23 protein-coding genes are annotated in these 25658 nt (G+C 70.7%); 16 read left to right on the top strand and 7 right to left on the bottom strand.

All coding sequences use genetic code 11. From position 1 onward, the window contains the following. Window positions 1-56 precede the first annotated feature (56 nt). From fabG to AB0K35_RS26875, 4 genes are all read left to right on the top strand, one after another. The gene (fabG, locus tag AB0K35_RS26890; RefSeq protein ID WP_357361453.1) at window positions 57-812 is read left to right on the top strand and encodes a 3-oxoacyl-ACP reductase FabG; all 756 of its coding nucleotides are present in this window, start codon (window positions 57-59) and stop codon (window positions 810-812) included. Window positions 813-839: 27 nt separating this feature from the next. Continuing rightward, window positions 840-1607: an enoyl-ACP reductase FabI gene (fabI, locus tag AB0K35_RS26885; RefSeq protein WP_238672674.1), complete on the top strand. Its 768-nt coding sequence runs from the start codon at window positions 840-842 to the stop codon at window positions 1605-1607. A 100-nt stretch (window positions 1608-1707) separates the two neighbouring features. Next, window positions 1708-2736: a ferrochelatase gene (locus tag AB0K35_RS26880; RefSeq protein WP_238672672.1), complete on the top strand. Its 1029-nt coding sequence runs from the start codon at window positions 1708-1710 to the stop codon at window positions 2734-2736. A 15-nt stretch (window positions 2737-2751) separates the two neighbouring features. Next, window positions 2752-3531, top strand: a complete 780-nt coding sequence (locus AB0K35_RS26875; protein WP_091403868.1) for an HAD-IIA family hydrolase — start codon at window positions 2752-2754, stop codon at window positions 3529-3531. A 205-nt stretch (window positions 3532-3736) separates the two neighbouring features. Here AB0K35_RS26875 and AB0K35_RS26870 read toward each other — a convergent pair whose 3' ends face one another. Next, window positions 3737-4531, bottom strand: a complete 795-nt coding sequence (locus AB0K35_RS26870) for a hypothetical protein (protein WP_363888583.1) — start codon at window positions 4529-4531, stop codon at window positions 3737-3739. 378 nt (window positions 4532-4909) lie between these two features. On the opposite strand from AB0K35_RS26870, the gene AB0K35_RS26865 reads away from it, so the two are divergent. Beyond that, a complete protein-coding gene (locus tag AB0K35_RS26865; protein WP_238672670.1) occupies window positions 4910-5722 on the top strand; it encodes a DUF3097 domain-containing protein in 813 nt (270 codons plus the stop codon). A gap of 33 nt (window positions 5723-5755) precedes the next feature. On the opposite strand, the gene AB0K35_RS26860 is transcribed toward AB0K35_RS26865, so the two are convergent. Further along, window positions 5756-7057 (bottom strand): serine hydrolase domain-containing protein, encoded by a 1302-nt coding sequence (locus tag AB0K35_RS26860; RefSeq protein WP_363888580.1) that lies wholly within the window; start codon window positions 7055-7057, stop codon window positions 5756-5758. Between the two features lie 121 nt (window positions 7058-7178). Here AB0K35_RS26860 and AB0K35_RS26855 point away from each other — a divergent pair, with 121 nt between their 5' ends. The 4 genes from AB0K35_RS26855 (at window position 7179) to AB0K35_RS26840 (ending at window position 12177) form a co-directional block, all read left to right on the top strand. After that, window positions 7179-7652: an NfeD family protein gene (locus tag AB0K35_RS26855; protein ID WP_363888578.1), complete on the top strand. Its 474-nt coding sequence runs from the start codon at window positions 7179-7181 to the stop codon at window positions 7650-7652. Window positions 7653-7657: 5 nt separating this feature from the next. Then, window positions 7658-8764, top strand: coding sequence for an SPFH domain-containing protein (locus AB0K35_RS26850; protein ID WP_238672666.1), 1107 nt, complete (start codon window positions 7658-7660; stop codon window positions 8762-8764). A gap of 133 nt (window positions 8765-8897) precedes the next feature. Further along, a complete protein-coding gene (locus tag AB0K35_RS26845) occupies window positions 8898-9665 on the top strand; it encodes a hypothetical protein (RefSeq protein WP_238672664.1) in 768 nt (255 codons plus the stop codon). A gap of 310 nt (window positions 9666-9975) precedes the next feature. Next, a complete protein-coding gene (locus AB0K35_RS26840) occupies window positions 9976-12177 on the top strand; it encodes a transglycosylase domain-containing protein (RefSeq protein WP_363888574.1) in 2202 nt (733 codons plus the stop codon). A 127-nt stretch (window positions 12178-12304) separates the two neighbouring features. On the opposite strand, the gene AB0K35_RS26835 is transcribed toward AB0K35_RS26840, so the two are convergent. Both AB0K35_RS26835 and AB0K35_RS26830 read right to left on the bottom strand, forming a co-directional pair. After that, complete coding sequence (locus AB0K35_RS26835) at window positions 12305-13393, bottom strand: HAMP domain-containing sensor histidine kinase (protein ID WP_238672662.1); 1089 nt, start codon at window positions 13391-13393, stop codon at window positions 12305-12307. Next, on the bottom strand, window positions 13393-14055 hold the full coding sequence (locus AB0K35_RS26830) for a response regulator transcription factor (RefSeq protein WP_196925558.1): 663 nt from the start codon (window positions 14053-14055) through the stop codon (window positions 13393-13395). The genes AB0K35_RS26835 and AB0K35_RS26830 overlap by 1 nt, the downstream gene beginning before the upstream one ends. 121 nt (window positions 14056-14176) lie before the next feature. On the opposite strand from AB0K35_RS26830, the gene AB0K35_RS26825 reads away from it, so the two are divergent. From AB0K35_RS26825 to AB0K35_RS26815, 3 genes are read left to right on the top strand one after another with little or no spacing between them, the layout of a single operon-like run. After that, the gene (locus AB0K35_RS26825) at window positions 14177-15064 is read left to right on the top strand and encodes an ABC transporter ATP-binding protein (RefSeq protein WP_363888571.1); all 888 of its coding nucleotides are present in this window, start codon (window positions 14177-14179) and stop codon (window positions 15062-15064) included. Then, window positions 15061-16050, top strand: a complete 990-nt coding sequence (locus tag AB0K35_RS26820; RefSeq protein WP_196925560.1) for a transporter — start codon at window positions 15061-15063, stop codon at window positions 16048-16050. Before AB0K35_RS26825 ends, AB0K35_RS26820 begins: the two co-directional genes overlap by 4 nt. Before the next feature lie 26 nt (window positions 16051-16076). After that, a complete protein-coding gene (locus AB0K35_RS26815) occupies window positions 16077-17102 on the top strand; it encodes a hypothetical protein (protein WP_238672660.1) in 1026 nt (341 codons plus the stop codon). Between the two features lie 103 nt (window positions 17103-17205). Here AB0K35_RS26815 and AB0K35_RS26810 read toward each other — a convergent pair whose 3' ends face one another. Together AB0K35_RS26810 and AB0K35_RS26805 are read right to left on the bottom strand one after the other, a co-directional pair. Further along, the gene (locus tag AB0K35_RS26810; RefSeq protein ID WP_274526660.1) at window positions 17206-17334 is read right to left on the bottom strand and encodes a hypothetical protein; all 129 of its coding nucleotides are present in this window, start codon (window positions 17332-17334) and stop codon (window positions 17206-17208) included. 318 nt (window positions 17335-17652) lie between these two features. Continuing rightward, complete coding sequence (locus tag AB0K35_RS26805; RefSeq protein ID WP_363888567.1) at window positions 17653-18879, bottom strand: serine hydrolase domain-containing protein; 1227 nt, start codon at window positions 18877-18879, stop codon at window positions 17653-17655. A gap of 142 nt (window positions 18880-19021) precedes the next feature. Between AB0K35_RS26805 and AB0K35_RS26800 the strand changes: the two genes are divergently transcribed. Together AB0K35_RS26800 and AB0K35_RS26795 are read left to right on the top strand one after the other, a co-directional pair. Further along, window positions 19022-20320, top strand: coding sequence for a histidine kinase (locus tag AB0K35_RS26800; RefSeq protein WP_238672657.1), 1299 nt, complete (start codon window positions 19022-19024; stop codon window positions 20318-20320). Next, the gene (locus tag AB0K35_RS26795; protein ID WP_196925564.1) at window positions 20317-20982 is read left to right on the top strand and encodes a response regulator transcription factor; all 666 of its coding nucleotides are present in this window, start codon (window positions 20317-20319) and stop codon (window positions 20980-20982) included. The genes AB0K35_RS26800 and AB0K35_RS26795 overlap by 4 nt, the downstream gene beginning before the upstream one ends. Before the next feature lie 355 nt (window positions 20983-21337). Here the strand turns inward: AB0K35_RS26795 and AB0K35_RS26790 are convergent, their stop codons facing one another. Continuing rightward, window positions 21338-23185 (bottom strand): thiamine pyrophosphate-requiring protein, encoded by a 1848-nt coding sequence (locus AB0K35_RS26790; protein ID WP_363888564.1) that lies wholly within the window; start codon window positions 23183-23185, stop codon window positions 21338-21340. 26 nt (window positions 23186-23211) lie between these two features. On the opposite strand from AB0K35_RS26790, the gene AB0K35_RS26785 reads away from it, so the two are divergent. Further along, on the top strand, window positions 23212-24126 hold the full coding sequence (locus AB0K35_RS26785; protein WP_363888562.1) for an RNA methyltransferase: 915 nt from the start codon (window positions 23212-23214) through the stop codon (window positions 24124-24126). A gap of 47 nt (window positions 24127-24173) precedes the next feature. Next, window positions 24174-25625: an argininosuccinate synthase gene (gene argG, locus AB0K35_RS26780; protein WP_238672652.1), complete on the top strand. Its 1452-nt coding sequence runs from the start codon at window positions 24174-24176 to the stop codon at window positions 25623-25625. Window positions 25626-25658: the final 33 nt, after the last annotated feature.

Here is a 25658-nt window from a genome sequence, read left to right as displayed (position 1 = left end):
TGCCGGTAACGCCTAGGCTCCGACGCGTCCGTGCTGACCATTCGCAAGGGGGAACAGTGGCCCGTACCGTGCTGGTGACCGGGGGCAACCGGGGAATCGGCCTGGCCATCGCGCAGGCCTTCGCCAAGCAGGGCGACCGGGTGGCGGTCACCCACCGGGGTGGGGGAGTGCCCGGCGCCGGTGCAGCCGAGCCGGGGTTGGGCGCAGGCGGAGCCGGCCATCAGGGCAGCCTGTTCGGCGTCCGCGCCGACGTCACCGACGCCGCCTCGATCGACGCCGCGTTCGCCGCCGTCGAGGCCGAGCTGGGGCCGGTCGAGGTGCTGGTCGCCAACGCCGGCATGACCGCCGACACGCTGCTGCTGCGGATGACCGAGGAGCAGTTCACCGACGTGGTGGACACCAACCTCACCGGCGCGTTCCGGGTCGCGAAGCGGGCCTCCGGCAAGATGCTCCGCGCCAAGTGGGGCCGCATGATCTTCATCTCCTCGGTGGTCGGCCTCGCCGGCGGCGCCGGGCAGGTCAACTACGCCGCCAGCAAGGCCGGCCTCGTCGGCGTCGCCCGCTCGATCACCCGGGAGCTGGGCAGCCGCAACATCACCGCGAACGTGGTGGCACCCGGCTTCATCGACACCGACATGACCGCCGGCCTCTCCGGCGACCGCAAGGCGGAGATCCTCAAGTCCATCCCGGCCGGCCGCATGGCCAGCCCGGACGAGGTCGCCGCCGTGGTCACCTGGCTGGCCTCCGACAGCGCCGGGTACGTCTCCGGCGCCGTCATCCCGGTCGACGGCGGCCTCGGCATGGGCCACTAACCCTTTTGACTACGGAGGAAATCAGCGATGTCCGGACTGCTCGCCGGTAAGCGACTGCTCGTCACCGGTGTCATCACCGACGCCTCGATCGCCTTCTCGGTGGCGAAGCTCGCTCAGGAGAACGGCGCGCAGGTCGTGCTCACCGGCTACGGCCGGCTCTCCCTGGTCGAGCGGATCGCCAAGCGGCTGCCCGAGCCGGCGCCGGTCATCGAGGTGGACGTCACCAACACCGAACACCTGGCCGGCCTCGCCGACCGGGTCCGCGAACACGTCGACGGCCTCGACGGTGTCGTGCACTCGATCGGCTTCGCCCCGCAGAGCTGCCTCGGCGGCGGTTTCCTCGACGCGCCCTGGGAGGACGTGGCGACCGCCCTGCACGTGTCCACCTTCTCGTACAAGTCCCTGGCGATGGCGGCGCTGCCGCTGATGTCGCCCGGCGGCGCGGTCGTCGGCCTGACCTTCGACGCGACGAAGGCGTGGCCGGTCTACGACTGGATGGGCGTGGCCAAGGCCGGCCTGGAGTCCGCGTCCCGCTACCTGGCGCTGCACCTGGGCAAGCAGGGCATCCGCAGCAACCTGGTCGCCGCCGGGCCGCTGCGCACCATCGCCGCGAAGTCGATCCCCGGCTTCGACCAGTTCGAGGAAGCCTGGGCTCAGCGCGCCCCGCTGGGCTGGAGCCTCACCGACCAGGAGCCCGCCGCGCGGGCCTGCCTGGCGCTGCTCTCCGACTGGTTCCCGGCCACCACCGGCGAGATCGTCCACGTCGACGGCGGCTACCACGCCATCGGTTCCTGACGCCGCACCGTGACGCTCCCTGGTCACCGTCCGCGTGATCTACGCGTCCGGACCAGGGGGCGTCGCCGGGACGTCCCGGCCGAGGGGCGAGAATGACCCCATGTCGTACGACGCGCTGGTGCTGGTGTCCTTCGGCGGGCCCGAACGGCCCGAGGACGTGATGCCGTTTCTGCAGAACGTGACCCGGGGTCGGGGTGTGCCCCCCGAACGACTGGTCGAGGTCGCCGAGCACTACCAGCACTTCGGTGGGGTGTCCCCGATCAACCAGCAGTGCCGGGACCTGCTGTCCGCCGTCCGCGCCGACTTCGCCGCGCACGGTCTCGACCTGCCCATCTACTGGGGCAACCGCAACTGGGACCCGATGCTCGCCGACACCGTGACCCAGATGCGCGACGACGGGATCACCCGGGCGTTGGCCTTCGTCACCAGCGCCTACGGCGGCTACTCGTCCTGCCGGCAGTACCAGGAGGACATCGCCGCCGCCCGTGCCGCCGTCGGCCCGGACGCCCCGGTGATCGAGAAGCTGCGTCAGTTCTGGGACCACCCCGGCTTCGTCGAGCCGCACGTCGACGCGGTCCGGGCGGCGCTGGACCAGCTCGACCCGGCGAAGCGGGACACCACCCGGCTGGTCTTCACCGCCCACTCCATCCCCAACTCGATGGCTGCCAACGCCGGGCCGCACGGCGGCCGGTACGAGGCGCAGCTACACGAGACCGCCCGGCTCGTCGCCGCTGCCGCCGCACCCGACCTGGGGTACGACCTGGTCTGGCAGAGCCGCTCCGGCCCGCCGCAGGTGCCGTGGCTGGAACCGGACATCAACGACCACCTGGCCGCCCTCGCGCACGGCGGCACCACCGGCGTGGTGGTCAGCCCGATCGGGTTCGTCTCCGATCACCTGGAGGTCGTGTGGGACCTGGACACCGAAGCGCTGGAGACGGCGAAGCAGCTCGGCCTGGACTTCGTCCGGGCCGGTACGCCGGGCACCGACCCGCGTTTCGTGACCATGGTGCGTGAGCTGGTCACCGAGCGGACCGACCCGGACGGCGCGCAGCTGCGCCGCCGCCTGGGCGAGCTGCCCATGTGGGACACCTGCCCCACCGTCTGTTGCGTGCCGACCCGTCGCCCCTGACCTCTGAGGATCATCATGCATGACCGTAAGCCCGTGCAGAGTTGGCTGACCGACATGGACGGCGTGCTGGTGCACGAGGGCCAGCCGGTGCCCGGCGCGCCGGAGTTCATCAACCGGATGCGCGCCTCCGGCAAGCCGTTCCTGGTGCTGACCAACAACTCGATCTACACCCCGCGGGACCTGACGGCCCGGCTCAGCCGGATGGGGCTGGACGTGCCGGAGGAGTCGATCTGGTCCTCAGCCCTGGCCACCGGCCAGTTCCTCGCCGACCAGCGACCGGGTGGCACCGCGTACGTCATCGGTGAGGCGGGGCTGACCACGGCGCTGCACGCCGTCGGCTACGTGCTGACCGACTTCGCCCCCGACTACGTGGTGCTCGGCGAGACCCGCACGTACAGCTTCGAGGCGATCACCAAGGCCGTCCGCCTGATCAACGACGGCGCCCGGTTCATCTGCACCAACCCCGACGTGACCGGCCCGTCCGTGGAAGGCGCGCTACCCGCCGCCGGCTCGGTCGCCGCCATGATCTCCAAGGCGACCGGGGTCGAGCCGTACTTCGTGGGCAAACCCAACCCGATGATGATGCGCTCGGCGCTGAACACCATCAACGCGCACTCGGAGAGCACCGCGATGATCGGTGACCGGATGGACACCGACATCCTGTGCGGCCTGGAGGCTGGGCTGGAGACCATCCTGGTGCTCACCGGGATCAGCAGCCGCACCGAGGCGGAGCGCTACCCGTACCGCCCGTCGCGGATCATCAACTCGGTCGCGGACCTGCTCGACGAGATCTGACCAGCCCCGGTCCTCCTCGCCCGCGCGGTGCGCTAGCGCTGATGATCGTGCTTGAACCAGGATTTAGTGGTGACCCTGCGGCGGGAGGCCACTACATCCTGGATCGAGCACGATCATGGGTGTGGTGGGGCGGCGCAGGCGCGCGTCGCGGTTGGTCGTCGCGGTCCGGGCGGCGGTGTTGCGGTGCTCGTGGCGGCGGTGCTGGTCAGGGGCGCAGGGGAGCGTTGCAGGCGGCCACCAGCGCCTGCCGGCAGGCAGCGGTCAGGGGGCGAAGTGCCGCGTCCCGTTGCTGCGCCTCGTAGTTGTTGATCGCACCGCCCGGGGCGGCGTGCCCTGCCAACGCCAGCACCCGGTCGAGCACCGCGGCCCTGGCGAAGAGCCGGCGGGCCCGCGGGTCGAAGCCCGGTGGGAGGTCGGTGGTGCCGTCCGGGCGGCGGAGCGCAGCCAGCGCACCGGCCAGCTCGGGCCGCCACTGGGCGACGTCGAGGCGGGTCAGGACGGCTGTCGTCTCGGCCAGCGCGGCGGCCAACTCGGCCTCCGCCTCGGCGGCGCCAGGCAACGAGAGTGACGCGGCGTGGGCGTTGGCCGGCAGCGGGTAGACCCGCCAGAGCACCGTCTCGAAGCAGTCTCCGGAGCCGGAGGTGTGCAGCCGCACCTGGGGGATCAGCCCGAGCCCACCGGCGACCACCGCCTCACCCGTGACCAGCGCCGCACCGGCGAAGTCCCCGGGGCCGGGCAGACCCCTCGGGTCGCCCGGCGCGGGCAGCACCAGGCGGATCTCGTCCGGGGAGAACTTGGCCAGGGTGGGCAGCGCGGCACCCAGCGGGACGTCGGTCCAGGTGCCCGGGGCGTCCGCAACGAGGTGTTCCTCGTCGCCGGCGATGGCGTCGGCGACCTCGTCGTAGGGCACCAACCCGGCGCGCCACGCGCGCACCCAGGCAACGAACCGGCTGGACCGGCGCGGCGCGAGAGTGGCCGCGCCCGTTGCGGGGGTGGACATGCCGAAAGGGTACGTGGTCGCGACCGGCCCTGTCTCGGCTGCCGCTCCGGTCGCCCGGCCTGCCCCCAACTGCCCTGTTCGCCCCATCGTGCCTGACCTGCGTCCACCCGCCGCCACCGCCGCCCACCCTCCCCGCCGCCCACCCGCCGCCCCACCCCGCCGCCCACCCGCCGCCCACCCCGCCGCCCACCCGCCGCCCCTCCCGCCGCTCAGGTCGATCATGGAGTTGTGGTGGGGGACAAGTCCCGATTGCGAGTGTTTTGTGAGGCACCAAAAGTCCATGATCGGCGGAGGGGATGGGGCAGCGGGGGCGGCTGTGGGCGTGGCGCGGTGTGTCGGGGAGCGAGGTGAGTGCGGGCTGGGTTTAGCGTGATCGACATGGCGGGGCGATACGGCGAGGACGTGTTGGCGGGCGACTGGCGACGGCGCAAGGTCACCCCCGAGGTGGACGCCGAACCGGATCTCGTGGTCGAGGATGCCGACTCCGGGTTCTGCGGAGCGGTGGTGGGCTTCGAGGCCGGAGCTGTGGTGTTGGAGGACCGGCACGGTAGGCGGCGCAACTTCCCGCTGCTGCCGGCGGCGTTCCTGCTCGACGGCCGTCCGGTGACGCTGCGCCGCCCGACCCGCGCCGCGGTGCCGGCGGCCCGTCGGCGGACCGCGTCCGGCTCGGTCGCCGTGGACAACGTCCGGGCCCAGGTGGCGAAGGCCAGCCGAATCTGGGTGGAGGGCATCCACGACGCCGCGCTGGTCGAGCGGATCTGGGGCGACGACCTACGGATCGAGGGCGTGGTGGTCGAGCCGTTGGACGGCATCGACGCCCTCGACGCCGAGGTACGCGACTTCGGCCCCGGCCCGACCCGACGACTCGGCGTGCTCGTCGACCACCTGGTGTCGGGCAGCAAGGAGAGCCGGATCGTCGCCCGGGTGAACTCGCCGCACGTGCTGGTGACCGGGCACCCCTACGTGGACGTGTGGCAGGCGGTCAAGCCGGCCGCGTTGGGCATCGCGGCCTGGCCTGTGGTGCCGCCGGGGCGGCCGTGGAAGGAGGGTGTCTGCGCGGCCCTCGGGGTGGCCGAGCCGGCCGACATGTGGCGGCACATCCTGTCCCGGGTGAACAGCTTCGCCGACGTGGAGACCCCTCTGATCAACGCCATGGAACGCCTCATCGACTTCGTCACCGAGCCGGCCTGACCGCCTGGTCCGCCGAATCCGCCCAGCGGCGGTTCAGGGCACCTCGTCCGGGCTGCGGGTGAAGACGAACGTGGCGATGTCGACAGCCCGCGCCAGTCCGTTGTCGTCGCGCAGCACCGACAGGATCTCGCCGTTCTCCGGGCCGGAACGTCCCCGCCAGCGGTCCGTCCCCTCGGCGGTGAACCGGCTCACCCGCTCACCGCGTACGTGGGCCAGCAGGTCACCAGCGTCCCAGCTCAGGTCCAGCGGAGTGCCCATCCACCACCAGCGGCCGGTCAGCTCGGCCAACTCGGCAGCCGGCGCGGCGGTGGCCGGTCGCCACGGCTGCGTGAACGCCGGTTCGGCGTCCAGCACCGTGGTGAGCAGCTGGCGGCCGAGCCCGGTGATCGGGAAGCCGTACGAGTTGGCGAAGCCGACCACTGCGGTGCGGCTGGCCCGGTGCACCACGAGGGCGGCCACGTACCCGGGCATCGAGCCGCCGTGCCCGACGTACACGCGCTCGCCGTCACGGTAGAGCTCCAGTCCCAGGCCGTGCCCGCCGGTCCAGGAGTCGAGATCGCTGATCACCACGGGGGCGCACATCTCGGTCAGCGTCTCGCTGGCCAGCACCGACGGGTCGGGGTCGGCCAGGAACGCGGCCCAGCGCCCCAGGTCCTCGATCGTCGACCAGAGCTGCCCGGCGGGGGCCATGGCACCGGTGTCGGTACGGGGTTCCTCGCGCAACGTGCCGTGCCAGGGGTGGACGACGTAGCCGCGGGCGTACGGCTCGGTGGCCGCGTAGGTGGTGCGGCGCAGGCCCAGCGGGGTGAGGATCCGTTCGTCGAGCAGGTCGGCCCACGGTTTCCCGGTGAGCCGTTCGAGCAACCCGCCGAGTAGCCCGTACGCCAGGTTGGAGTAGTGGTACGCGCGGTGTGGCGGATAAGCGATCTTGTCGGCGTCGACCTCGGCGAGCAGTGTGGTGAGGTCGACGCCCGCCGCCCGCTCCCACCAGTCGCCCTCGGGTTCGCGTTGGATGCCGCTGGCGTGGCCGAGCAGTTGGCGCACTGTGAGCGCGCCTACACCGGTGCCCGGCAGGTGCTGCTCCAGCCGGTCGTCCAGGGCCAGTCGGCCGGCGTCGCGCAACTGCATGATCAGGGTGGCGGTCATCGTCTTGCTGATCGAGCCCACCCGGTACTGCAGGTCGACATCCGGGCGGGGGTGTTCGCCGGCGACGGCCACATGCGCCAGCGTTCCGTCGCGGACCACGCCCAGCACCAGCGACGGGGTGTGACCGTCGGCCTGTGCCTGGGCGACCCGGGTGTCGATCTGTCGGGCGGTCTCGGGGAGCAGGGTCAACGGAATCTCCTCGGGTCGGGCCGCCGATTCGTGGTGTCTTCGACGGGCCGGAAAGGGTCTCGCCGAGCCTACTGATCTTCACGGGTGGGCTGCTCGTGCATTCGCGTGTCACGATCGGGGGGTGGACGCCGTGGTGTGGATCGTTTTGGGTGTGCTGCTGGCCGTCGCCGAGATCTTTACGACGACGCTATTTCTGATCATGTTCGGGGCCGGTGCGTTCGCCGCCGCCGGTGCTGCCGCCCTGGGCGCGCCGGTCGCCGTGCAGGCGCTGGTCTTCGCTGTGGTGTCGGCGTTGAGCCTGGTGGTGGTGCGGCCGGTTATCCGGCGGCACAGCCGCTCCGCGCTGGAGAGTGGCGAGCAGCCGTTCGGCGTGGAGGCGATCGAGGGCTCCGCGGCGCTGGTGCTGGAACGGGTGGACGCCGAGCAGGGTCTCGTCAAGATTGACGGTGAGTTGTGGAGCGCCCGGTCGTACGACACGACACAGGTCTACGACCCCGGTCAACGGGTTCGGGTGATAAAGGTCCGGGGCGCGACAGCCCTGGTGTGGCAGGACGATGTTTCTTCCGCCGGCGAGCTGCCGGAATCGAGAGGGTGAACGGGATGACCTTAATCGGGGTGGTGGTGATCGCGGTGGCGTTGATCGCCGTGATAACGCTGGCCAAGGCTGTGCGGATCGTGCCGCAGCAGCGCCAGGACGTGGTGGAACGGCTCGGCAAGTACAAGCGCACCCTCAGCCCCGGCCTCAACCTGCTGGTGCCGTTCATCGACGCGGTCCGTACCAAGGTCGACATGCGGGAGCAGGTGGTCAGCTTCCCGCCGCAGCCGGTGATCACCTCGGACAACCTGGTGGTCTCGATCGACACTGTCCTCTACTTCAAGGTGGTCGACTCGGTCCGGGCGACCTACGAGATCTCCAGCTTCCTCCAGGCCATCGAGCAGTTGACCGTCACCACGTTGCGTAACGTGATCGGTTCGCTCGATCTGGAGCGGGCGCTGACCAGCCGGGACGAGATCAACCGGCACCTCTCGGGTGTGCTGGACGAGACCACCGGCCGCTGGGGCATCAAGGTGACCCGGGTCGAGATCAAGGCGATCGAGCCGCCGGCCAGCATCCGCGACTCGATGGAGAAGCAGATGCGCGCCGAGCGGGACCGCCGCGCGGCGATCCTGACCGCCGAGGGGCACAAGCAGTCGGTGATCCTCACCGCCGAGGGTGACAAGCAGTCGGCGGTGCTGCGCGCCGACGGTGACCGCCAGGCCCGGATCCTGCAGGCCGAGGGTCAGGCGAAGGCGATCCGTACGGTCTTCGACGCGATCCACCAGGCCAACCCGAGCCAGAAGGTGCTCGCCTACCAGTACCTGCAGGCTCTGCCGCAGATCGCCCAGGGCAGCGCCAACAAGGTCTGGATCGTCCCGGCCGAGCTGACCAAGGCCCTGGAGGGGATGGGTGGCGCGCTCGGTGGGCTGAGCCAGATGGTCGGGGACCTGCCCGCACCGGAGGCCGCGGACCAGGCGAGCCAGGTCGAGCGCGAGGCCGCCGAGGCGGCGCAGGCCGCGGCGGACGCGGCCCAGCAGATCCACGACGAGGTACGCGTCGCCGAGGCGCAGGCCACCGGCGGCAAGGGGCGGCAGGGGCTGCCCGCACCGGAGCCGGTGTCGCCGACCAGCCTCGTCGAGGACCCGGCCGACCAGCGTGAGCGCGGCTGATCACGGCTTAATACGAGAAAGACTCATGGGGCGCTCCGACGCCTGCCACGATCGGTCCTAGGACGGGTGGTGACCAGGCAATCGGGGCGCCCCGGCGCGTCGGTGCACCGCTCGACGACGAGCGAGGTGACGCATGAAGGATCCGGCGAATCGGATGTGGTCCTCGGCCCCGGTGCCCGGCGCACATGACCCGGTCGCCCCGCTGGGCTCCCGGCGCAGCGGTGGCGGGTTCGGCGTACTGCCCTTCGTCGGTGAGCCGACCCCGGGCGCCCCCGCCACGAACGCCAGTTGGGCCTGGTCGGTGCGCCGGTTCGCGCGGGCGGCGGTCTGGCTGCTGCCCGCGTACGCCATCCTCTACGGCGCGGTGGCGATGGCCAGCGACGGAGGGGTGGGCAACGACCCCTATCCGGCCAACGGCCGGGCGGTGTACCTGATCGGCTGGGTGGCCGCGGTCTGGCTCGGTCTGCTCGCGCTGCTGGCCCTCACCGGGCTGCTGGCCGCGACCCGCAGCCGCCGGGCGGCCGCCGCCGGGCTGCTGGTCAGCATCGCCGGCACCGTGCTGATGCTGCCGTTCGCCGGGTTCGAGGAGCAGACGCCGGTCTTCGGCACCACCGCGCGGTCGCTGGTCCTGCTCGGCGCCACGTTCTACAGCGCGGGCTGGTTCCTCACCGGGTGGGCGGTGGCTCGCTCGGGCACCTTCAGCCTCGGCGACGGCGTCATGTTGATCATCGCTGCGCCGCTGCTCGGCCTCGGCGGTGCCCTGATCGGCTCCTTGCAGACCTTCGGCGCGATCTTCGTGCTGATCGCCGGCATCGGCATCGGCTACCGCTCCGGCCGCCTGATGCCCCGTGAAACCGCCAGAGACGCCGCCACCGCCAGCCTGAGTACCCCAAACCCCTAACCCACCCACCCACCCCACCCCACCCCTCCCCACCCACCCCACCCGGCCTCAGGCCCGCCCCTCGCCCGTTGATCATGAAGTTATTGCGCTCGGCCACGGCGTGTCGTGGCAATAACTTCATGATCAACGCGGGCCAATCGCCGGGGCCGGCCTTCGGTCGACTCTGAACCTTTTGGCGAGCCCGTGATCACTGGGGTGGGGGCTGCCGGAGGGGGTGGGGTGGGAGTTGGCTGGTGGGTGGGCGTGAAGTTGCTGACAATCGCGGGGTGGGGGTGGTCGGTTGGCGCTTTTTGTGGCAATCCTGGGTTGCATGGCCGCCCCCCGCTCGCCGCTGTCGCGGCTGTTCACAGTGCTGCTCGCCGGCGTGTTGGCCGGGCTCGTCCTGGCAGTCGCCGCCCTGCCGGGCAACCTGCTGCTCGGGCTCACGGCCCGCTCCGCGCTCGGGTCGTACGCCGCGTTGCCGGCCTCGCTGAAGACCCCGGCCACGCCGCAGCGTTCGTACCTCTACGCCAACGACGGCAAGACGCTGATCACCACGTTCTACGACGTGAACCGCACCGACGTCCCCCTGTCGGAGATCGCTCCGGTCATGCGGCAGGCGATCGTGGCGGCAGAGGACCGGCGCTTCTACGACCACGGTGGCGCGGACCTGCGCGGCCTGGCCCGGGCGTTGGTGGCCAACGTCAAGGGTGGCGGCACCGAGCAGGGCGGCTCGACGCTGACCATGCAGTACGTCCGTAACGTGCTCAAGACCGATCCCACCCGCACCGCCGAGGAACGCGCCGCCGCCACCGATCCCACGGTGGGCCGCAAGATCCAGGAGATCCGGTACGCGAGTGCGCTCGACAAGAGCCTCGGCAAGGACGAGATCCTCGACAGGTACCTGAACATCGCCTACTTCGGCTCCGGGGCGTACGGGATCGCGGCGGCCAGCCAGCGGTACTTCGGCAAGCCTCCGGCGCAGTTGACCCTCGCCGAGTCGGCCCTGCTGGCCGGTCTGGTGCAGTCCCCGGACGCGTACAGCCCGATCAGCGGCGACAAGGACGAGGCGCTGGCCCGCCGGTCGTACGTGCTGGACTCGATGGTCGCCACCAACGCGATCACCGCCGCGCAGGCCGCCCAGGCCAAGGCCGAGCCGCTGGCCCTGCACCCCACCGCCCAGCCCAACGGCTGCACCGCCGTCTCCCAGGGGCACGACGACTGGGGCTACTTCTGCGACTACCTGCGCCAGTGGTGGCTGACCCAGCCGGCCTTCGGGGCCACCGTCGCGGAGCGCGAGCAGGCACTGCGGTCGGGCGGCTACACGGTGGTCACCTCGCTGGACCCGAAGATCCAGGCCACCGCGCAGCAGCAGGCCACCAAGGTCTACTCCTACGACAACAAGCGCGCCCTGCCCATCGCGGCGGTCCAGCCGGGCACCGGGCGGGTGTTGGCGATGGCCGTCAACAGGCACTACAGCCTCGCCGACAACCCGGCCGGGCAGGCGAACTACCCGAACACCGTCAACCCGCTGATCTCCGGCGGAGCCAGCGTCGACGGGTACCAGGCGGGTTCCACGTTCAAGCTGTTCACCATGCTCGCCGCGCTGGAGTCGGGCCGTACCCTCTCCACCGGTTTCGACGCGCCCGCCAAGCTGCCCACCCGGTACGCCGCCGAGGGGCCGGGCAGCTGTGACGGCCACTGGTGCCCGGCGAACGCCAACCCGGACTGGATGGACGGGTACCGGATGATGTGGGACGGCTTCGGCCGCTCCGTGAACACCTACTTCGTCTGGCTGGCCGAGCAGGTCGGCCAGGACAAGGTGGTCGAGATGGCGCAGCGGCTCGGCATCACGTTCCGCGCCGACTCGGACGCCGCCTTCGCCAAGAACAACGCCGCGAACTGGGGTTCGTTCACCCTGGGCGTGGCGGCCACCACCCCGCTGGACCTGGCCAACGCGTACGCCACGGTGGCCGCCGACGGCACCTACTGCACGCCGGTGCCGGTGGTTTCGGTGACCGGCGCGGACGGCACGAAGGTGCCGGTGGGGCAGCCCTCCTGCAAGCGGGTGCTCGACGCCGACGTCGCCCGTGCCGCGACCGACGCGGCCCGTTGCCCGGTGGGTCAGCAGTCGGCGTTCGGGCAGTGCAACGGTGGCACCGCCACCGGTGTGAACGACATCCTCGACGGCCGACCGGTGGCTGGTAAGACGGGTAGCTCGGAGCAGAACTCCACCGAGACGTTCGTCGGCTTCACCTCGCAGGTCGCGGTGGCCGGTATCGCCGCCAACCCGGACGACCCGGCCGACTCGGTGGGCTCGGCGGTGCAGACCAAGGTGATCGACGCGGTCGCCCGGGTCATCGCCACCGCAGTGAAGGGCCAACCGGAGAAGGCGTTCGCCGCACCGAGCCACGAGCTGGCCGGCGACCCGCACCGCCCGGTGGAGCGCCCGACGGTCCCGAACCGTCGGCAGGACCCCACCACCGACGACCCCCGCTCGGCCCTCCAACGCTGGCTCGACCGCCGAGGCTGACCATCCCCCCCACCCCCCCCGCACGCCGATCCGCCCCGCCCTTTGACAGTGTCCGGGTAATGCCGATGAGCGCCCACCTGATCTTGCTCGGCTCGCACCGACCAGGTGCGTGCCGGCTGACCGCAGCTCATTCATCCGAGAACCTGATCTCGATGTCGAGACCACCGGAGGTCCGGGTCCGGGCGTCGAGGGTCGCCCCGTGCGCCTTGGCGATCGTGCGGACGATGGCCAGACCGAGTCCGTGCCCGTGTCCGTCTGGGTGCCTGGTCCGGCGGTTGCCGACCTGCCGGAACGGCTGGAACAGCGCGTCGAGTTCACCGGGCGGCACCACCGGGCCGGAGTTGCTGACCCGGATGGCGCTGCCGGTCGCGGTGGTCATCGTGCTGATCTCCACCCACCCGCCCGGCGCGTTGTGCCGCACGGCGTTGTCGACCAGGTTGACAATCAGGCGCTCGATCAGGTCGGGGTCGCCGGTTGCCGGTGCCTGTTCGAGGGAGGTGTGTATCCGGATTCCCCGCCTTGCGGCGTCCTGATGGCAGGCGGCGGTTACCTCGGCGGCGGTGTCGGCGACGTCGAGTGGGGTGTGCAGTTGGAGGCCCTGTTCGCCGTGCGCCAGGGTGAGCAGCGCCTCGATGAGGCGTTCCTGTTGGTCGCTGAGCGTGAGGACCTCGTGGCACGCTGACCGTAGCGTCTCGGTGGTGGCGTCGGGGTCGGCGAGCGCCACCTGGAGCACCGTCCGTTCGGCGGTGAGCGGGGTACGCAGTTCGTGCGAGGCGTTGGCGACGAAGTGCCGCTGCGACTCGAACGCGGCCTGCAGCCGCTGGAACAGGTCGTCGAGCGTCTCGGCCAGGTCGGTGAATTCGTCGTGGAGTCCGGTTCGGCCGAGCCGGCGGTGCAGGTCGCTGGCGGAGATCTCCCGGGCGGTGGCGGTGATGGTGCGCAGCGGCCGCAAGAACCGGCCGGCGACGAACCAGCCGAGCAGGAGGGAGACCACCACCATGCCGGCTATGGCCCACGCCGATGTGGTGAACTGTCGGTCCAGGCGACCGCCGTCGTTCGTAACGACGGCCGGGTCCGCGATCAGGCCCGCCGGGGTGGCCTGCCTGTTGCCGAGCAGCGGGATCGCGAGCAGCACGACGCCTGAGATCAGGAAGGGCACGGCGTAGAGCAGCGTGAGCTGAGCATGCAGGCTCCGACGGGGGATCCGGACGCGCATCACGGTTCGCCGATCCGGTAGCCGCCCTCGCGAACGGTGTGGATGATGGCGGGGTCGCCCAGTTTGGTCCGCAGGCGGCGGATGGTGGTCTTCACCGCCGTGGTGAACGGGTCCGCCGCCTCGTCCCAGACCCGTTCGAGTAGATCCTCCGCCGATACGAGCCGGCCGTCTGCGGCGAGCAGGCATTCCAGGACGGCGAATTCCTTCGGGCTCAGCTCCAGCCGGCGTCCTTCGCGGGTCGCGACCCGCCGGCCCGGGTCGAGCGTGAGTTCCCGGTACTCCAGGATGGGCGGCATGGCCGGACCCGCCCGCCGGCCGAGCGCCCGCACCCGCGCGACCAGCTCCGCGAAGTCGAACGGTTTGGCGAGGTAGTCGTCGGCGCCGAGGTCCAGGCCGTCGACCCGCTGTTTCACCGTCGAGGCGGCAGTAAGCATCAGTACCCGGGTCGCCGAGTGCTTTTCCACGATCCGGCGGCACACCTCGTCGCCCGGCACGCCCGGTAGGTCGCGGTCGAGCACCACCACGTCGTAGCGGGTCACGGCCAGGTGATCGAGGGCCGCGTTGCCGTCGAGGACCACGTCTACCGCCATGCCCTCACGACGCAACCCGACACCCACCGTACGGGCCAGCACCTCGAAATCCTCGACCACCAGTACGCGCATGATCCCCACCCTGCCACTGCGTGGGTGTCAGAACGGTGTCACCCGGCGGCACCGTGATGACACCGGCGTCTGCGTAGAACTGAAACCTGCACACCGCGTGAGCAGGACGGAAGGGTTACGGATGGATATCGTTCTCGAAACTGAACAGCTCGGAAAGAGGTACGGCAAGGCCTGGGCGTTGCAGGACTGCTCGCTGCGCCTGCCGGCCGGGAGGGTGGCCGCCCTGGTCGGCCCCAACGGAGCGGGCAAGAGCACCCTGTTGCACTTGGCGGTCGGTCTGCTGCGGCCGGACGCCGGCACCGTACGGGTCTTCGGCCGGATGCCGTACGACAACGTCGCCGTCCTGTCCGAGGTCGGCTTCGTGGCCCAGGACACCCCGCTGTACCGGGACTTCACGGCGGACGAGCTGTTCACCATGGGAGCCAAGCTGAACCGGCGCTTCGATACGGCACTAGCGCACCGCCGGCTGGCGCAGATCGGCGTCCCGCGCGACAAGCCGGTCGGCAAGTTGTCCGGCGGTCAGCGGGCCCAGGTTGCCCTCGCCCTGGCGATGGCCAAGCGCCCACGGCTGCTACTGCTCGACGAACCGGTCGCCAGCATCGACCCGCTGGCCCGGCGCGAGTTCCTCCAGACGCTGATGGGCGTCGTCGCCGAGACAGGCACCACGGTGCTGCTGTCCTCGCACATCCTGGCGGACCTCGAACGCACCTGCGACCACCTCATCGTGTTGCATGCCTCACAGGTGAAGCTCACCGGCGACGTCAGTGCCCTGCTCGCCGAACACCGGCAGCTCGTCGGCCCTCGAGACGACCGCCCGCTGCCCGCCGGGATCGCGCAGGTGATACGGGCCGAGCACACCGACCGGCAGTCCACGCTGCTGGTCCGCACGAACGCAACGCTGCGCGATTCGGCATGGGAGGCGTACGACGTCACTTTGGAGGACCTCATCCTCGCCTACCTCGGCGATGGCACCTCTCAGCCGAACACCGAATGGGAGGTGCCGGCATGATTTGGCTCGCCTGGCGGCAACACCGCAAGCAGGCACTGTTCACCGCGATCGGCCTCGCGTTGCTCGCCGTGTTCATGGTCCCCACCGGTCTGGCCATGCGGCACACCTTTGCCGACCTGGGCCTGGACGACTGCGTCAGCGCGCTGGGTACCGCCTCGATGATCCCGGCCGACGCCGACACCTGCGGCAAGGCGTCCGTCCAGTTCAACGGCCAGTACGGCGTGATGACCATGATCGGTGTGCTCTTCCTCGTCCTGCCGCTGCTGGTCGGGCTGTTCTGGGGTGCGCCGCTTGTCGCCCGCGAGATCGAGCAGAGCACCCACCGCGTGGTCTGGACCCAGGGCGTCAGCCGGGGACATTGGGCCCTGGTCAAGTTCGGGGTCGCCGGCGCGGTCGCGCTCGTCGCCTCGGTGGTTTATGGGTTGGGCGTCTCGTGGTGGCTGACCCCGATGAGTCAGGCCGGGCAGCACGGCCGCTTCAACGTCTTCTTCTTCGACATGCAGGGCACTGCCCCGATCGGCTACACGATCTTCGCGGTCGCGCTCGGCATCTTCGCCGGCACCATCTGGCCCAAGGTGCTGCCGGCGATGTCCGCCACGCTCTTCGGGTTCCTCGGGTTGCGCATCGTCCTGACGACACTCGCCCGGCCGCACTACCTGCCCGCCCGCGTGGTGACATTCCCCCTGCAGGACGCCGTCGAGCAGACCAACCCGGCCGCCGGCGACTGGATCCTGTCCTACGGTATCCGCGACGCCTCCGGCAAGATGGTCACGGCCAACGCGCAGATCGCCTGCGCCCCCGAGGCTGCCGGACCGGGAGGCGCGTGCGGCGCCGACCTCGGCATCACCTCGGGCGCCTACAACTGGCAGCTCTACCAACCCGGAACCCGGTTCTGGCTGTTCCAGGGCATCGAGACCGGCATCTTCGTCGCCGTCGCCGCCCTGCTGCTCTACCTCGCAGTCCGCCGCGTCCGCCGCCTCGCGTGACCACGAAGCCGTCCATAGGAGGCCTCATGCGCAAGCTCACCTACATCGCCGCCGCGGCCCTGGCGGCCGGTGCCGCCCTGCTGGTCGCCATGCCGTCCGAGTCATCACCGGGCGCCGCCTCCGGCGCCCGCCCCCAGGATGCCCAGGAGGCCATCCTCGCCGCGTTCGACCGCTACGACGTAGTGGCCGGAGCCAGTCCGAACGACATCTTCCTCGACCTGATCCGCAATCCCGCCTTCCCGAGCAAGGCCGACGTCATCGCCGTCGAGTGCGGTAATTCGCTCTACCAGCCACTTCTGGACCGCTACATCGCGGGCGAGGACGTGCCGCTGGGCGACGTACGCCAGGTGTGGCGCAACACCACCCAGCCGAGCTGCGGCTTCTCGGTCTTCTACGAGCGGCTCTTCCCGCTCGTGCGCGAGGTCAACAGGGGTTTGCCGCCGGCGGAGAAACTGCGCGTGGTGGCCTGTGATCCGCCCATCGACTGGAGCAAGGTGACCAGCCCTGAAGGCCTCGCGCCCTTCGAGGAACGGGACCGCACCATCGCCGCGCTGATGAAAAGTGAGGTGCTCTCCAAAGACCGCAAGGCACTTATGCTCTTCGGGATCAGCCACCTGCTGCACGGCGCCGGCAGCGCGGTCGCGATGTACGAGCAAGAGTTCCCTGGCGTCACGTACACCGTCGCCCCGCACTTCGGCTTCCAGAAGGACAACAAGAAGCTGGAAAAGCGGATGGCCGGCTGGCCGGTGCCGTCGGTCGTCCCGTTCGCAGGAACCTGGCTGGGCCAACTCGACGCGTCCTACTTCGAGTCCCGGCCCGGGCAGCCGCCCGCGGCCAACGGCTACCCCGGCGCAGACGCCTACCTCTACACCGGCCCCCGAGCGCTCATCCTGCGGCAACAGATCGCCGCCTCCACCGTCCTGGACACGAAGTACATCACGGAACTCCGGCGACGAGCCACCGCCGTAGCGGATCCCCCCGGCGGCCTCATGCACCCAGAAACGTTCTTCCGACGCGAACTCGAGTCAGGCGCATTGGAATTCGGGACCTGACACACCGGGGCGAGGAGATGGGACTCCGACGCGTTGCCCAGTGTCGCGTGTCGGAGTTCTTGTGACGGTGGGTTTCGGTGAGGATCTGGTCGGCGGTCTTGGTTCAGAGGAACGGTTCGCAGCGCTGGTTGTAGGCGTCGATGAAGGTGCGGATGGCACCGAGCAGGTCGAGCACGGCCGGGTGGACGGAGGCGAGGTCGGTGACTACGTCGCTCGGGATGACCTTGAGCATCCGGTGGGCAATTGTGGAGGACCGTCGAGCTACCGCGGAGCTGGAGCAACCGATCGAGGATCGGTCCCTCCGGCTGCTTACCGACGAAGAACGCCGCGATGTCACCTACCACCGTCCGGGCCGGCTTGGTGACCTGCTGTTCAACTGGTTCGTCTGACCTGGTCGTGAACACTTCGCGGCAGACTGTGTGTTGCTCCGGGCCGGAGGCCCTCCGTCTGCGGGCCATCGGGGTGCTCGTCGGCTGGCATAGAACTTCCGCTGTGGCCCCGGTTCTGCGCCGGGGCCACAGCTCTTGGCTGGCTGGGCCAGAGAAGTCGCCTAGTGACGGGGATGGGGCCGGTGTTCTCCGGCCCCGGTGATCAGCAGTCGAGCCTGGGTGTCGATGGGTGTGGTGCTGCCGGCCTCGTAGTTGCAGAGGTTCGCGTAGACGTACCCGTTGGCGGGGTACCACTCCAGGGCGGTCGAGATGCCCATGGTGGTGCCGCCCTTGTGGCCGAGGCCCCAGTGGTCGTTGACCAGAACCGCGCTGAGGCCGTAGCACTCGAACAGGGACTGCGCGGGTAGGCCGGGCTTGGGCGGCAGCGGCGGCGCCGGGAACTTGGGGGTGGTCGCCAGCCAGGTGTACGCGGTGTCGAGCAACTTGCCGCCGGTCAGCGCGCTGACGAACGCGGTCAGGTCGGGGGTTGTGGAGAAGGCGCCGCTGGCCCCGTGGCCGATGTACGTGTCGAGCAGGTGGTTGTCGACGCGCGCGCCGCCGGACGGCGGCGGGGCGTACGGGTGGGCGATGCGGCGGTTGGTGTCCCACTGATCGCGGTTGTAGAAGTCGGAGCTGATCATCCCGGCCGGCCGGAAGATGTGCTTGCGGACGTAGTCGTAGAAGCTCTGGCCGGAGACGGCGGCGACGATGTAGGCCAGGGTGATGTAGCCGTTGTTGCTGTATGTGTAGCCGGTGCCGGGCGGAAACAGCAACGGTGCCGCCTGGACGAGCTTCAACAGCTCGCGGGTCACCTCTGCCTCGCTGGTCCAGGACCTGAGGACGTCGCCGCTATCGCGTGCCACGTCTGCCAGGCCCGAGGTGTGCGTCAGCAGTTGATGCACGGTCACCGTGCCGCCGATTGCCGCAGGGAAGCCGGTCAGGTAGGCGCTCAGCTTCTCGTGGTAGGCGACCTTGCCCTGCTGTACGAGCTGGCCGATCGCGATACCGGTGAAGATCTTGGTGATCGAGCCGAGCGCGAAGATGGTGTCCGGCCGGTTGGGGATGGACTGTTCCTTGTCGGCCATGCCGTACGTGCGCGACAGCACCGGGCGACCGTTGTGCAGCAACAGCAACGTGCCGGAGTACCGGTCGGTGGCGGCGGACTGGGCGATGAGCTGATCCAGCGCTCCGCCGGGCCGCAGGTCCGCCGGGACGGGATCGGACCCGCGGTGGTCGGATTCGGCACCGGCGTGGGCGGAGGCGGGTACCGCCAGCAGCCCGCCGGTGGCCAGCGGCACTGCTCCGAGCAGGCCCAGCACGGAGCGTCGAGAGGGTCGCAGTGTGGTCATGCCACCAGCCTCCGGTCCCGGGTGCGCTACCCGCATCCGGCCGGAGTCGTCATCGCGTTCTGTCGCGGGAGGGATGTGCGCCACGCCCGGGTCCGTCGTACGACAGACGCGGCGGCCCGGCGGCGGACCGTAGGCTTGCCCGGTGGCAGGACAGGTCCTCACCGCGGCACGCCGGTTGGCCGGTCGGGCGGCGCTACGCGACGCCTCGCTCGCGGCCGGCCTGCTCGCCGCGGTCGCGCTGCTGGGCCCCCCGCACCAGCGCGCCGTGGTGCTCTGGTGGATCGCGACCGGCGTCGCCGTGATCGCGGTGGGGCTGCGCAACCGCTGGCCGCTCGCGATGCTGGTGGTCAGCACGGTATGCGTCGCGGCACACGTGGCGCAGGGCTCGCTCATCGGCGGGTCCGACGCCGCCGTGCTGATCCTCGTGTACACGGTCGCCGCCCGCCGATCGCCGGCGACGTCCCTGGCCACGCTCGCCGGCGTCCTGCTGGTCCTGCTCTGCTGGAACGGATACTTCGCCCTGCGCGGACGGTCGGCACCGGGCATTCCATCGATGGCCTTCCAGGTCAACAACGTCGAACAGGGCGCGGGCCCGGCGTTCGAACGTACCGAGTTGATCACCGGCGACAACACCGGCGGGGCGGCCCGGTGGAGTGGCCCGGCCGTGCTGGGCGGCGCGCTGGTCGCGGCGTGGGCGATCGGCTCCGGCAGCCGCAGCCGCCGCGCCTACCTCGACCAGCTCGCCGCCCGGGCACGGGACCTGCAGCGCGAACAGGACCAGCGGGCCGCCCTCGCCATGGCCGCCGAGCGCGACCGGATCAGCCGGGAGCTGCACGACGTCGTCGCGCACGGCCTGTCCCTCATCGTGATCCAGGCGCAGGGCGGCGTGGCGGCCCTGGACGACCAGCCGGCTGAGACCCGGGTCGCGCTCGATGCGATCGTGCGCACCGGCCGCGCGTCCCTCACCGACATGCGCCGGGTCCTCGACGCACTGGGCGAGGGCGAGGACGCGTGGCACCCGCCACCCGGACTGGCGCAGCTGCCCACCCTGGTCGACCAGGTACGCCGTGCCGGCACCGAGGTACGGCTGCGCATCGATGGCGTGGCCGCGCCGCTGCCCGCGCCGCTGGACCTGTCGGCGTACCGCATCGTGCAGGAAGCGCTGACCAACGTGATGAAGCACGCCGACGCGGGTTCGTCCGCTGACATCGTTCTGTGCTACCGGGAGACCGAGCTCGACATCGAGATCCGCAACGGTACCGTCGGAGGCGGGGCCGATGGCGGCGGCAAAGGAGGTGGCGTGGTGGTGGCCGACGGCAACGGCCTGTCCGGCATGCGGGAACGGGTCCACCTCTTGGGGGGACGGTTCACCGCCGGCCCCCGGCCCGACGGCGGGTTCCAGGTGTGGGCCAACCTGCCGATCGGAAACAGGCGAGCATGATCCGAGTGCTGCTCGCCGACGACCAGGCACTGGTCCGTACCGGATTCCGGCTGATCCTGACGCAGGCGCCCGACATGGCGGTGGTCGGCGAGGCCGCCGACGGGGAGCAGGCCGCCGCCATGGCGCGCGAGCTGCGGCCGGACGTCGTGCTGATGGACGTCCGGATGCCATCCGTCGACGGGGTCGAGGCCACCCGCCTGATCCGGGCCGGCGGGGCGGGCCCGACCCGGGTCCTGATCCTGACCACCTTCGACCTCGACGAGTACGTCTACGCCGCGCTGCGGGCCGGCGCCAGCGGCTTCCTCCTCAAGGACACCCTCGCCGCCGACCTGCTCTCCGCGATCCGCGTCGTGGCCACCGGCGACGCGGTAGTGGCGCCCAGCGCGACCCGCCGGCTGCTCGAACGATACGTACCGGCGGGAGCACCGCAGGCCGCCGTCACCGACCCCGGTGTGCTGACCGAGCGGGAACGCGAGGTGCTCACGCGCGTCGCCCGGGGCCTGTCCAACGTCGAGATCGCCGACCGGCTCCACCTGTCCGAGGGCACCGTGAAGACCCATGTCAGTCGCGTGCTGGCCAAGCTCAACCTGCGCGACCGGGTCCAGGCCGTGGTGTACGCGTACGAATCCGGCGTCGTCCGCGCGGGAGCCGCCGACCATTGAGCGGCCAGCGGTCCTGGAGCGCACGTTCGACCAGCTCGCCGAGGCGATCCGCGCCGAATAGCCGTCCAGCCCAGGCCCGTGGGCTCCAGCGACCATGAGGTGGGGCCGCCTATGGCCGTCAGAATCAAGCGGCTGTTGAGGTAGGCGGTCCAGTCGGCTTGTGCATAGCTGCTCCAGGCGCTGGCGGTCTTGTAGGTGCGCCCGAAGAGGTCGGCTTCAACCGATGCAAACACTGGCGCGGCCTCGCCACCCGTTACGACAAGCTCGGCTTTCACTTCCAGGCCACCCTTGACCTGGTCGAAACCCTTGACCGGCTACGCGCCGTCCCCGACCACCAAGATCTACGAGACAGAACCTAGCGGTCTCGGCGGCGGGGGCGGTAGCTGGCCACTGTGGCGGGGATGCCGCGGCGGATGATTCCGGCCCAGTCGGTGTCGCCGCGTAGCACCGCGGCGGCGGTCTTGCGGGCCTGCTCGACTGTGAAGTGCGGTGGCAGCATCAGCTCCGCCGGGTCGACCAGGGCGTTGATCACCACCGGTCGGTCGGCGGTGAGCGCCCGGTCCCAGACGTCCCGTACCTGATCCGGTGAGTCGATCAACTCGCCGTGCAGCCCGAGCACCTCCGCCCACTGGTGGTAGGCGATGTCCGGCAACTGCTGGCTGTCCGGGAACATCGGTGTCCCCTCGGTGGAGCGCTGTTCCCAGCTGACGAACGCCAGATCCCGGTTGTTGAGCACCAGCACCACGAAGCGCGGGTCGGCCCAGCTGCGCCAGTACTTCGCCACGGTGATCAGCTCGTTGACGCCGTTCATCTGCATGGCGCCGTCGCCGATCAACGCGACCAGCGGCCGGTCCGGGTGGGCGAACTTGGCGCTCAGCGCGTACGGCATGGCGCCGCCCATGGACAGCAGCGTGCCGGAGAGGCTGGCCAGCATGCTGGGGCGTACCTGGATGTGTCGGGCGTACCAGGCGGTGGTGGTGCCGCAGTCGACAGCGAGCAGCACGTCGTCGGGCAGCCGTTCGCTCAGCGTGTGGAACAGCAACTGCGGGTTGACCGGGTCGGCGGTCTGCTCGGCCAGGTCGTGTTGCACCCGACGCCACGCCGAGGTGGCCTCGGTGACCTCCGCCCGCCAGGCGGTCGGCCCGGGGCCGGGGCCCAGCTCGTTCAGCAACGCCCGCAGGGTGGGGCGGGCGTCGCCGGTCAGGTTCACCTCGGTCGGGTAGCGCAGCCCGAGCTGGGTGCCGTCCAGGTCGATCTGCACCGCGCGGGCCTGCCCGGGCGGCGGGTAGAACTCCGAGTACGGCATGTTGCTGCCCACGATCAGCAGCCTGTCGCAGCCGCTCATCAACTGCCAGCTCGGTCGTGTGCCGAGCAGTCCGATCGCGCCGGTCACCCACGGCTCGCGGTGGTCGACGGCGGTGAAGCCGAGCAGCGCGGTGGCCACGCCGGCCCCGAGCCGATCAGCGATCTCGCGGACCTCGTCGCGCGCGCCGAGGGCGCCCTGGCCGACCAGCATGGCCACCCGCTGCCCGCCGCGCAGGACCTCGGCCGCCCGGCGTACGTCGGCCTCCGGTGGCACTGTCGGTGTGCTGCTCGGCGCGTTGCTGGTCTGGTAGTAGCCGTGCGCGTGCGGCGGGTTCGGTACGGCCGGCTCGTCCTGGATGTCCAGGGGCAGGACCAGGGCGGTGACGGTACGCCGGGCCAACGCCGTCCGGCACGCCCTGTCGACCAGGTGGCGGACCTGCGCCGGATTGTCGAGCTGGGCCAGGAACGCCGCGGCCACGTCCTTGTAGAGGGCGAGCAGGTCCACCTCCTGGTAGTAGCCGCCGCCCTCGGCGGTGGTCGCTGTGTGCCCGACCAGGGCGATCACCGGTTGGTGGTCGAGCTTCGCGTCGTACAGGCCGTTGAGCAGGTGGATCGCGCCCGGCCCGCTGGTGACCAGGGCGCAGCCCAGCGGCCCGCCGCCGTACTTGACGTGCGCGGAGGCGGCGAACCCGGCGGTCTCCTCGTGGCGGACCTGGATGAACTGGGCCCGCCCGTTGGTGCGTTGCAGGGCGGAGGTCATGCCGTTGATGCCGTCGCCGGGGTAGCCGAAGTAGCGGTGCACACCCCAGCTGAACAGCCGCGACACGATGTGGTCGGCGACGGTCGGACGCCGGGGCAGAGCGCCCGCCTCGTCCGGCGTGGTGTCGTCTGCGCTCACCTGGCTGGTCCTTCCCGTCGCGTCCGATGCTATGCCGGCCATTCCCCTTCTTATTCGGACAAAACACATCGTCGAGCGGGCGTCGGAGCGCGCTGCCCGGCGTCCGGCAGAATCGTCCGGTGCCCGTACACCAGATCACCGACCCTGACGACGACCGGATCGCCGACTACCGGGCGCTCACCGACGTCGAGCTGCGCACCCGCTGGGAACCACCGCACGGCCTGTTCATCGCCGAGGGGGAGCTGGTGCTGCGCCGGGCGTTGCGCGCGGGCTATCCGGCCCGGTCGTACCTGGTCGACGCCAAGCGGGTCGACCAGCTCGCCGACCTGGACACCGGCGACGCCCCGGTGTACGCCGCGACCCAGGACGTGCTGCAACGGGCCACCGGCTTTCACGTACACCGGGGGGTGCTGGCGTCGTTCCACCGCCGGCCGCTGCCGACGGCGGCCGAGGTGCTCGCCACCGCGCGCCGGGTCGTCGTCCTGGAGGACGTGAACAACCACACCAACCTGGGCGCGATCTTCCGGGGGGCCGCCGCGCTCGGTGTCGACGCGGTGCTGCTCTCGCCGACCTGCGCCGACCCGCTCTACCGGCGCAGTGTCCGGGTCAGCATGGGTGAGGTCTTCGCGATGCCGTACGCGAAGCTCGACCGCTGGCCCGCCGGCCTGGACCAGGTACGGGAGGCCGGCTTCACGGTGCTCGCGATGACGCCCGCGCCGGACGCCGTACCGATGCAGCGGTTGACCCCGGCGCAGCGGGAGCGAGCGGCGCTGCTGCTCGGCGCCGAGGGGCCCGGCCTCACCGCGGCGGCCCAGGCCGCCAGCGACGTGCGGGTGGTCCTGCCGATGCGGCGCGGGGTGGATTCGTTGAACGTGGCCGCCGCGGCGGCGGTGGCGTTCTGGGAGCTGGGACGCGACGACATGCCGTCCGGCGGCGAGTAGACCGCATCAGCTTGCATGGCCATGCGTTCTATTGCATAATTTTCCCCGTGTCCAAGGTTCTCACCTCCCTGCCCACCGGCGAACGTGTCGGCATCGCCTTCTCCGGCGGCCTCGACACCTCGGTCGCTGTCGCGTGGATGCGCGACAAGGGCGCCATTCCCTGCGCCTACACCGCCGACATCGGCCAGTACGACGAGCCCGACATCGCCTCGGTGCCCGGTCGTGCGCTCAGCTACGGCGCCGAGCTTGGCCGCCTGGTCGACTGCCGCGCCGCCCTGGTCGAGGAGGGCCTGGCCGCGCTGACCTGCGGCGCCTTCCACATCCGCACCGGCGGACGGGCGTACTTCAACACCACCCCGCTGGGCCGTGCCGTGACCGGCACCCTGCTGGTCCGCGCGATGGTCGCCGACGACGTCCAGATCTGGGGCGACGGCTCGACCTTCAAGGGCAACGACATCGAGCGGTTCTACCGCTACGGCCTGCTGGCCAACCCGATGCTGCGCATCTACAAGCCGTGGCTCGACACCGCCTTCGTCACCGAGCTGGGTGGGCGTAAGGAGATGTCCGAGTGGCTGCTCGAACGCGGCCTGCCCTACCGGGACAGCACCGAGAAGGCGTACTCGACCGACGCCAACATCTGGGGCGCCACGCACGAGGCGAAGACCCTGGAACACCTCGACACCGGCATCGAGACTGTCAACCCGATCATGGGCGTCCGGTTCTGGGACCCGTCGGTGGAGATCCCGACCGAGGACGTCACCATCGGCTTCGACCAGGGTCGCCCGGTCACCATCAACGGCAAGGAGTTCGGCAGCGCCGTCGACCTGGTGCTGGAGGCCAACGCCATCGGCGGCCGGCACGGCCTGGGCATGTCCGACCAGATCGAGAACCGGATCATCGAGGCCAAGAGCCGGGGCATCTACGAGGCGCCCGGTATGGCTCTGCTGCACTACGCGTACGAGCGGCTGGTCAACGCCATCCACAACGAGGACACCCTGGCCAACTACCACAACGAGGGTCGCCGCCTCGGTCGGCTGATGTACGAGGGCCGCTGGCTGGACCCGCAGGCGCTGATGCTGCGCGAGTCGTTGCAGCGGTGGGTAGGCACGGCGGTCACCGGCGAGGTGACGTTGCGGCTGCGCCGGGGCGAGGACTACTCGATCCTGGACACCACCGGCCCGTCGTTCAGCTACCACCCCGACAAGCTGTCGATGGAGCGTACCGAGGACTCGGCCTTCGGCCCGTCGGACCGGATCGGCCAGCTCACCATGCGCAACCTGGACATCGCCGACTCGCGGTCGAAGCTGGAGCAGTACGCCTCCCTCGGCCTCGTCGGCGGCGGGAACCCCCAGCGGATGATCGGCGCCGCGCAGGCCGCCTCGACCGGGTTGATCGGCGCGATGCCCGAGGGCGGCGCGGAAGCCATCGCCTCCCGGGGCGTCGCCTCGGCTGAGGACGAGGCGCTCGACCGCGCCGCTATGGAGTTCGGCGTCGACTGACCCCTCGCGCCGGTGGCAAGTCGAGTTCCGGCG

Source organism: Micromonospora sp. NPDC053740, from assembly GCF_040677775.1.
GTDB classification, from domain to species: Bacteria; Actinomycetota; Actinomycetes; order Mycobacteriales; family Micromonosporaceae; genus Micromonospora; species Micromonospora alfalfae.
This window is presented reverse-complemented; position numbering and strand designations above follow the sequence as displayed.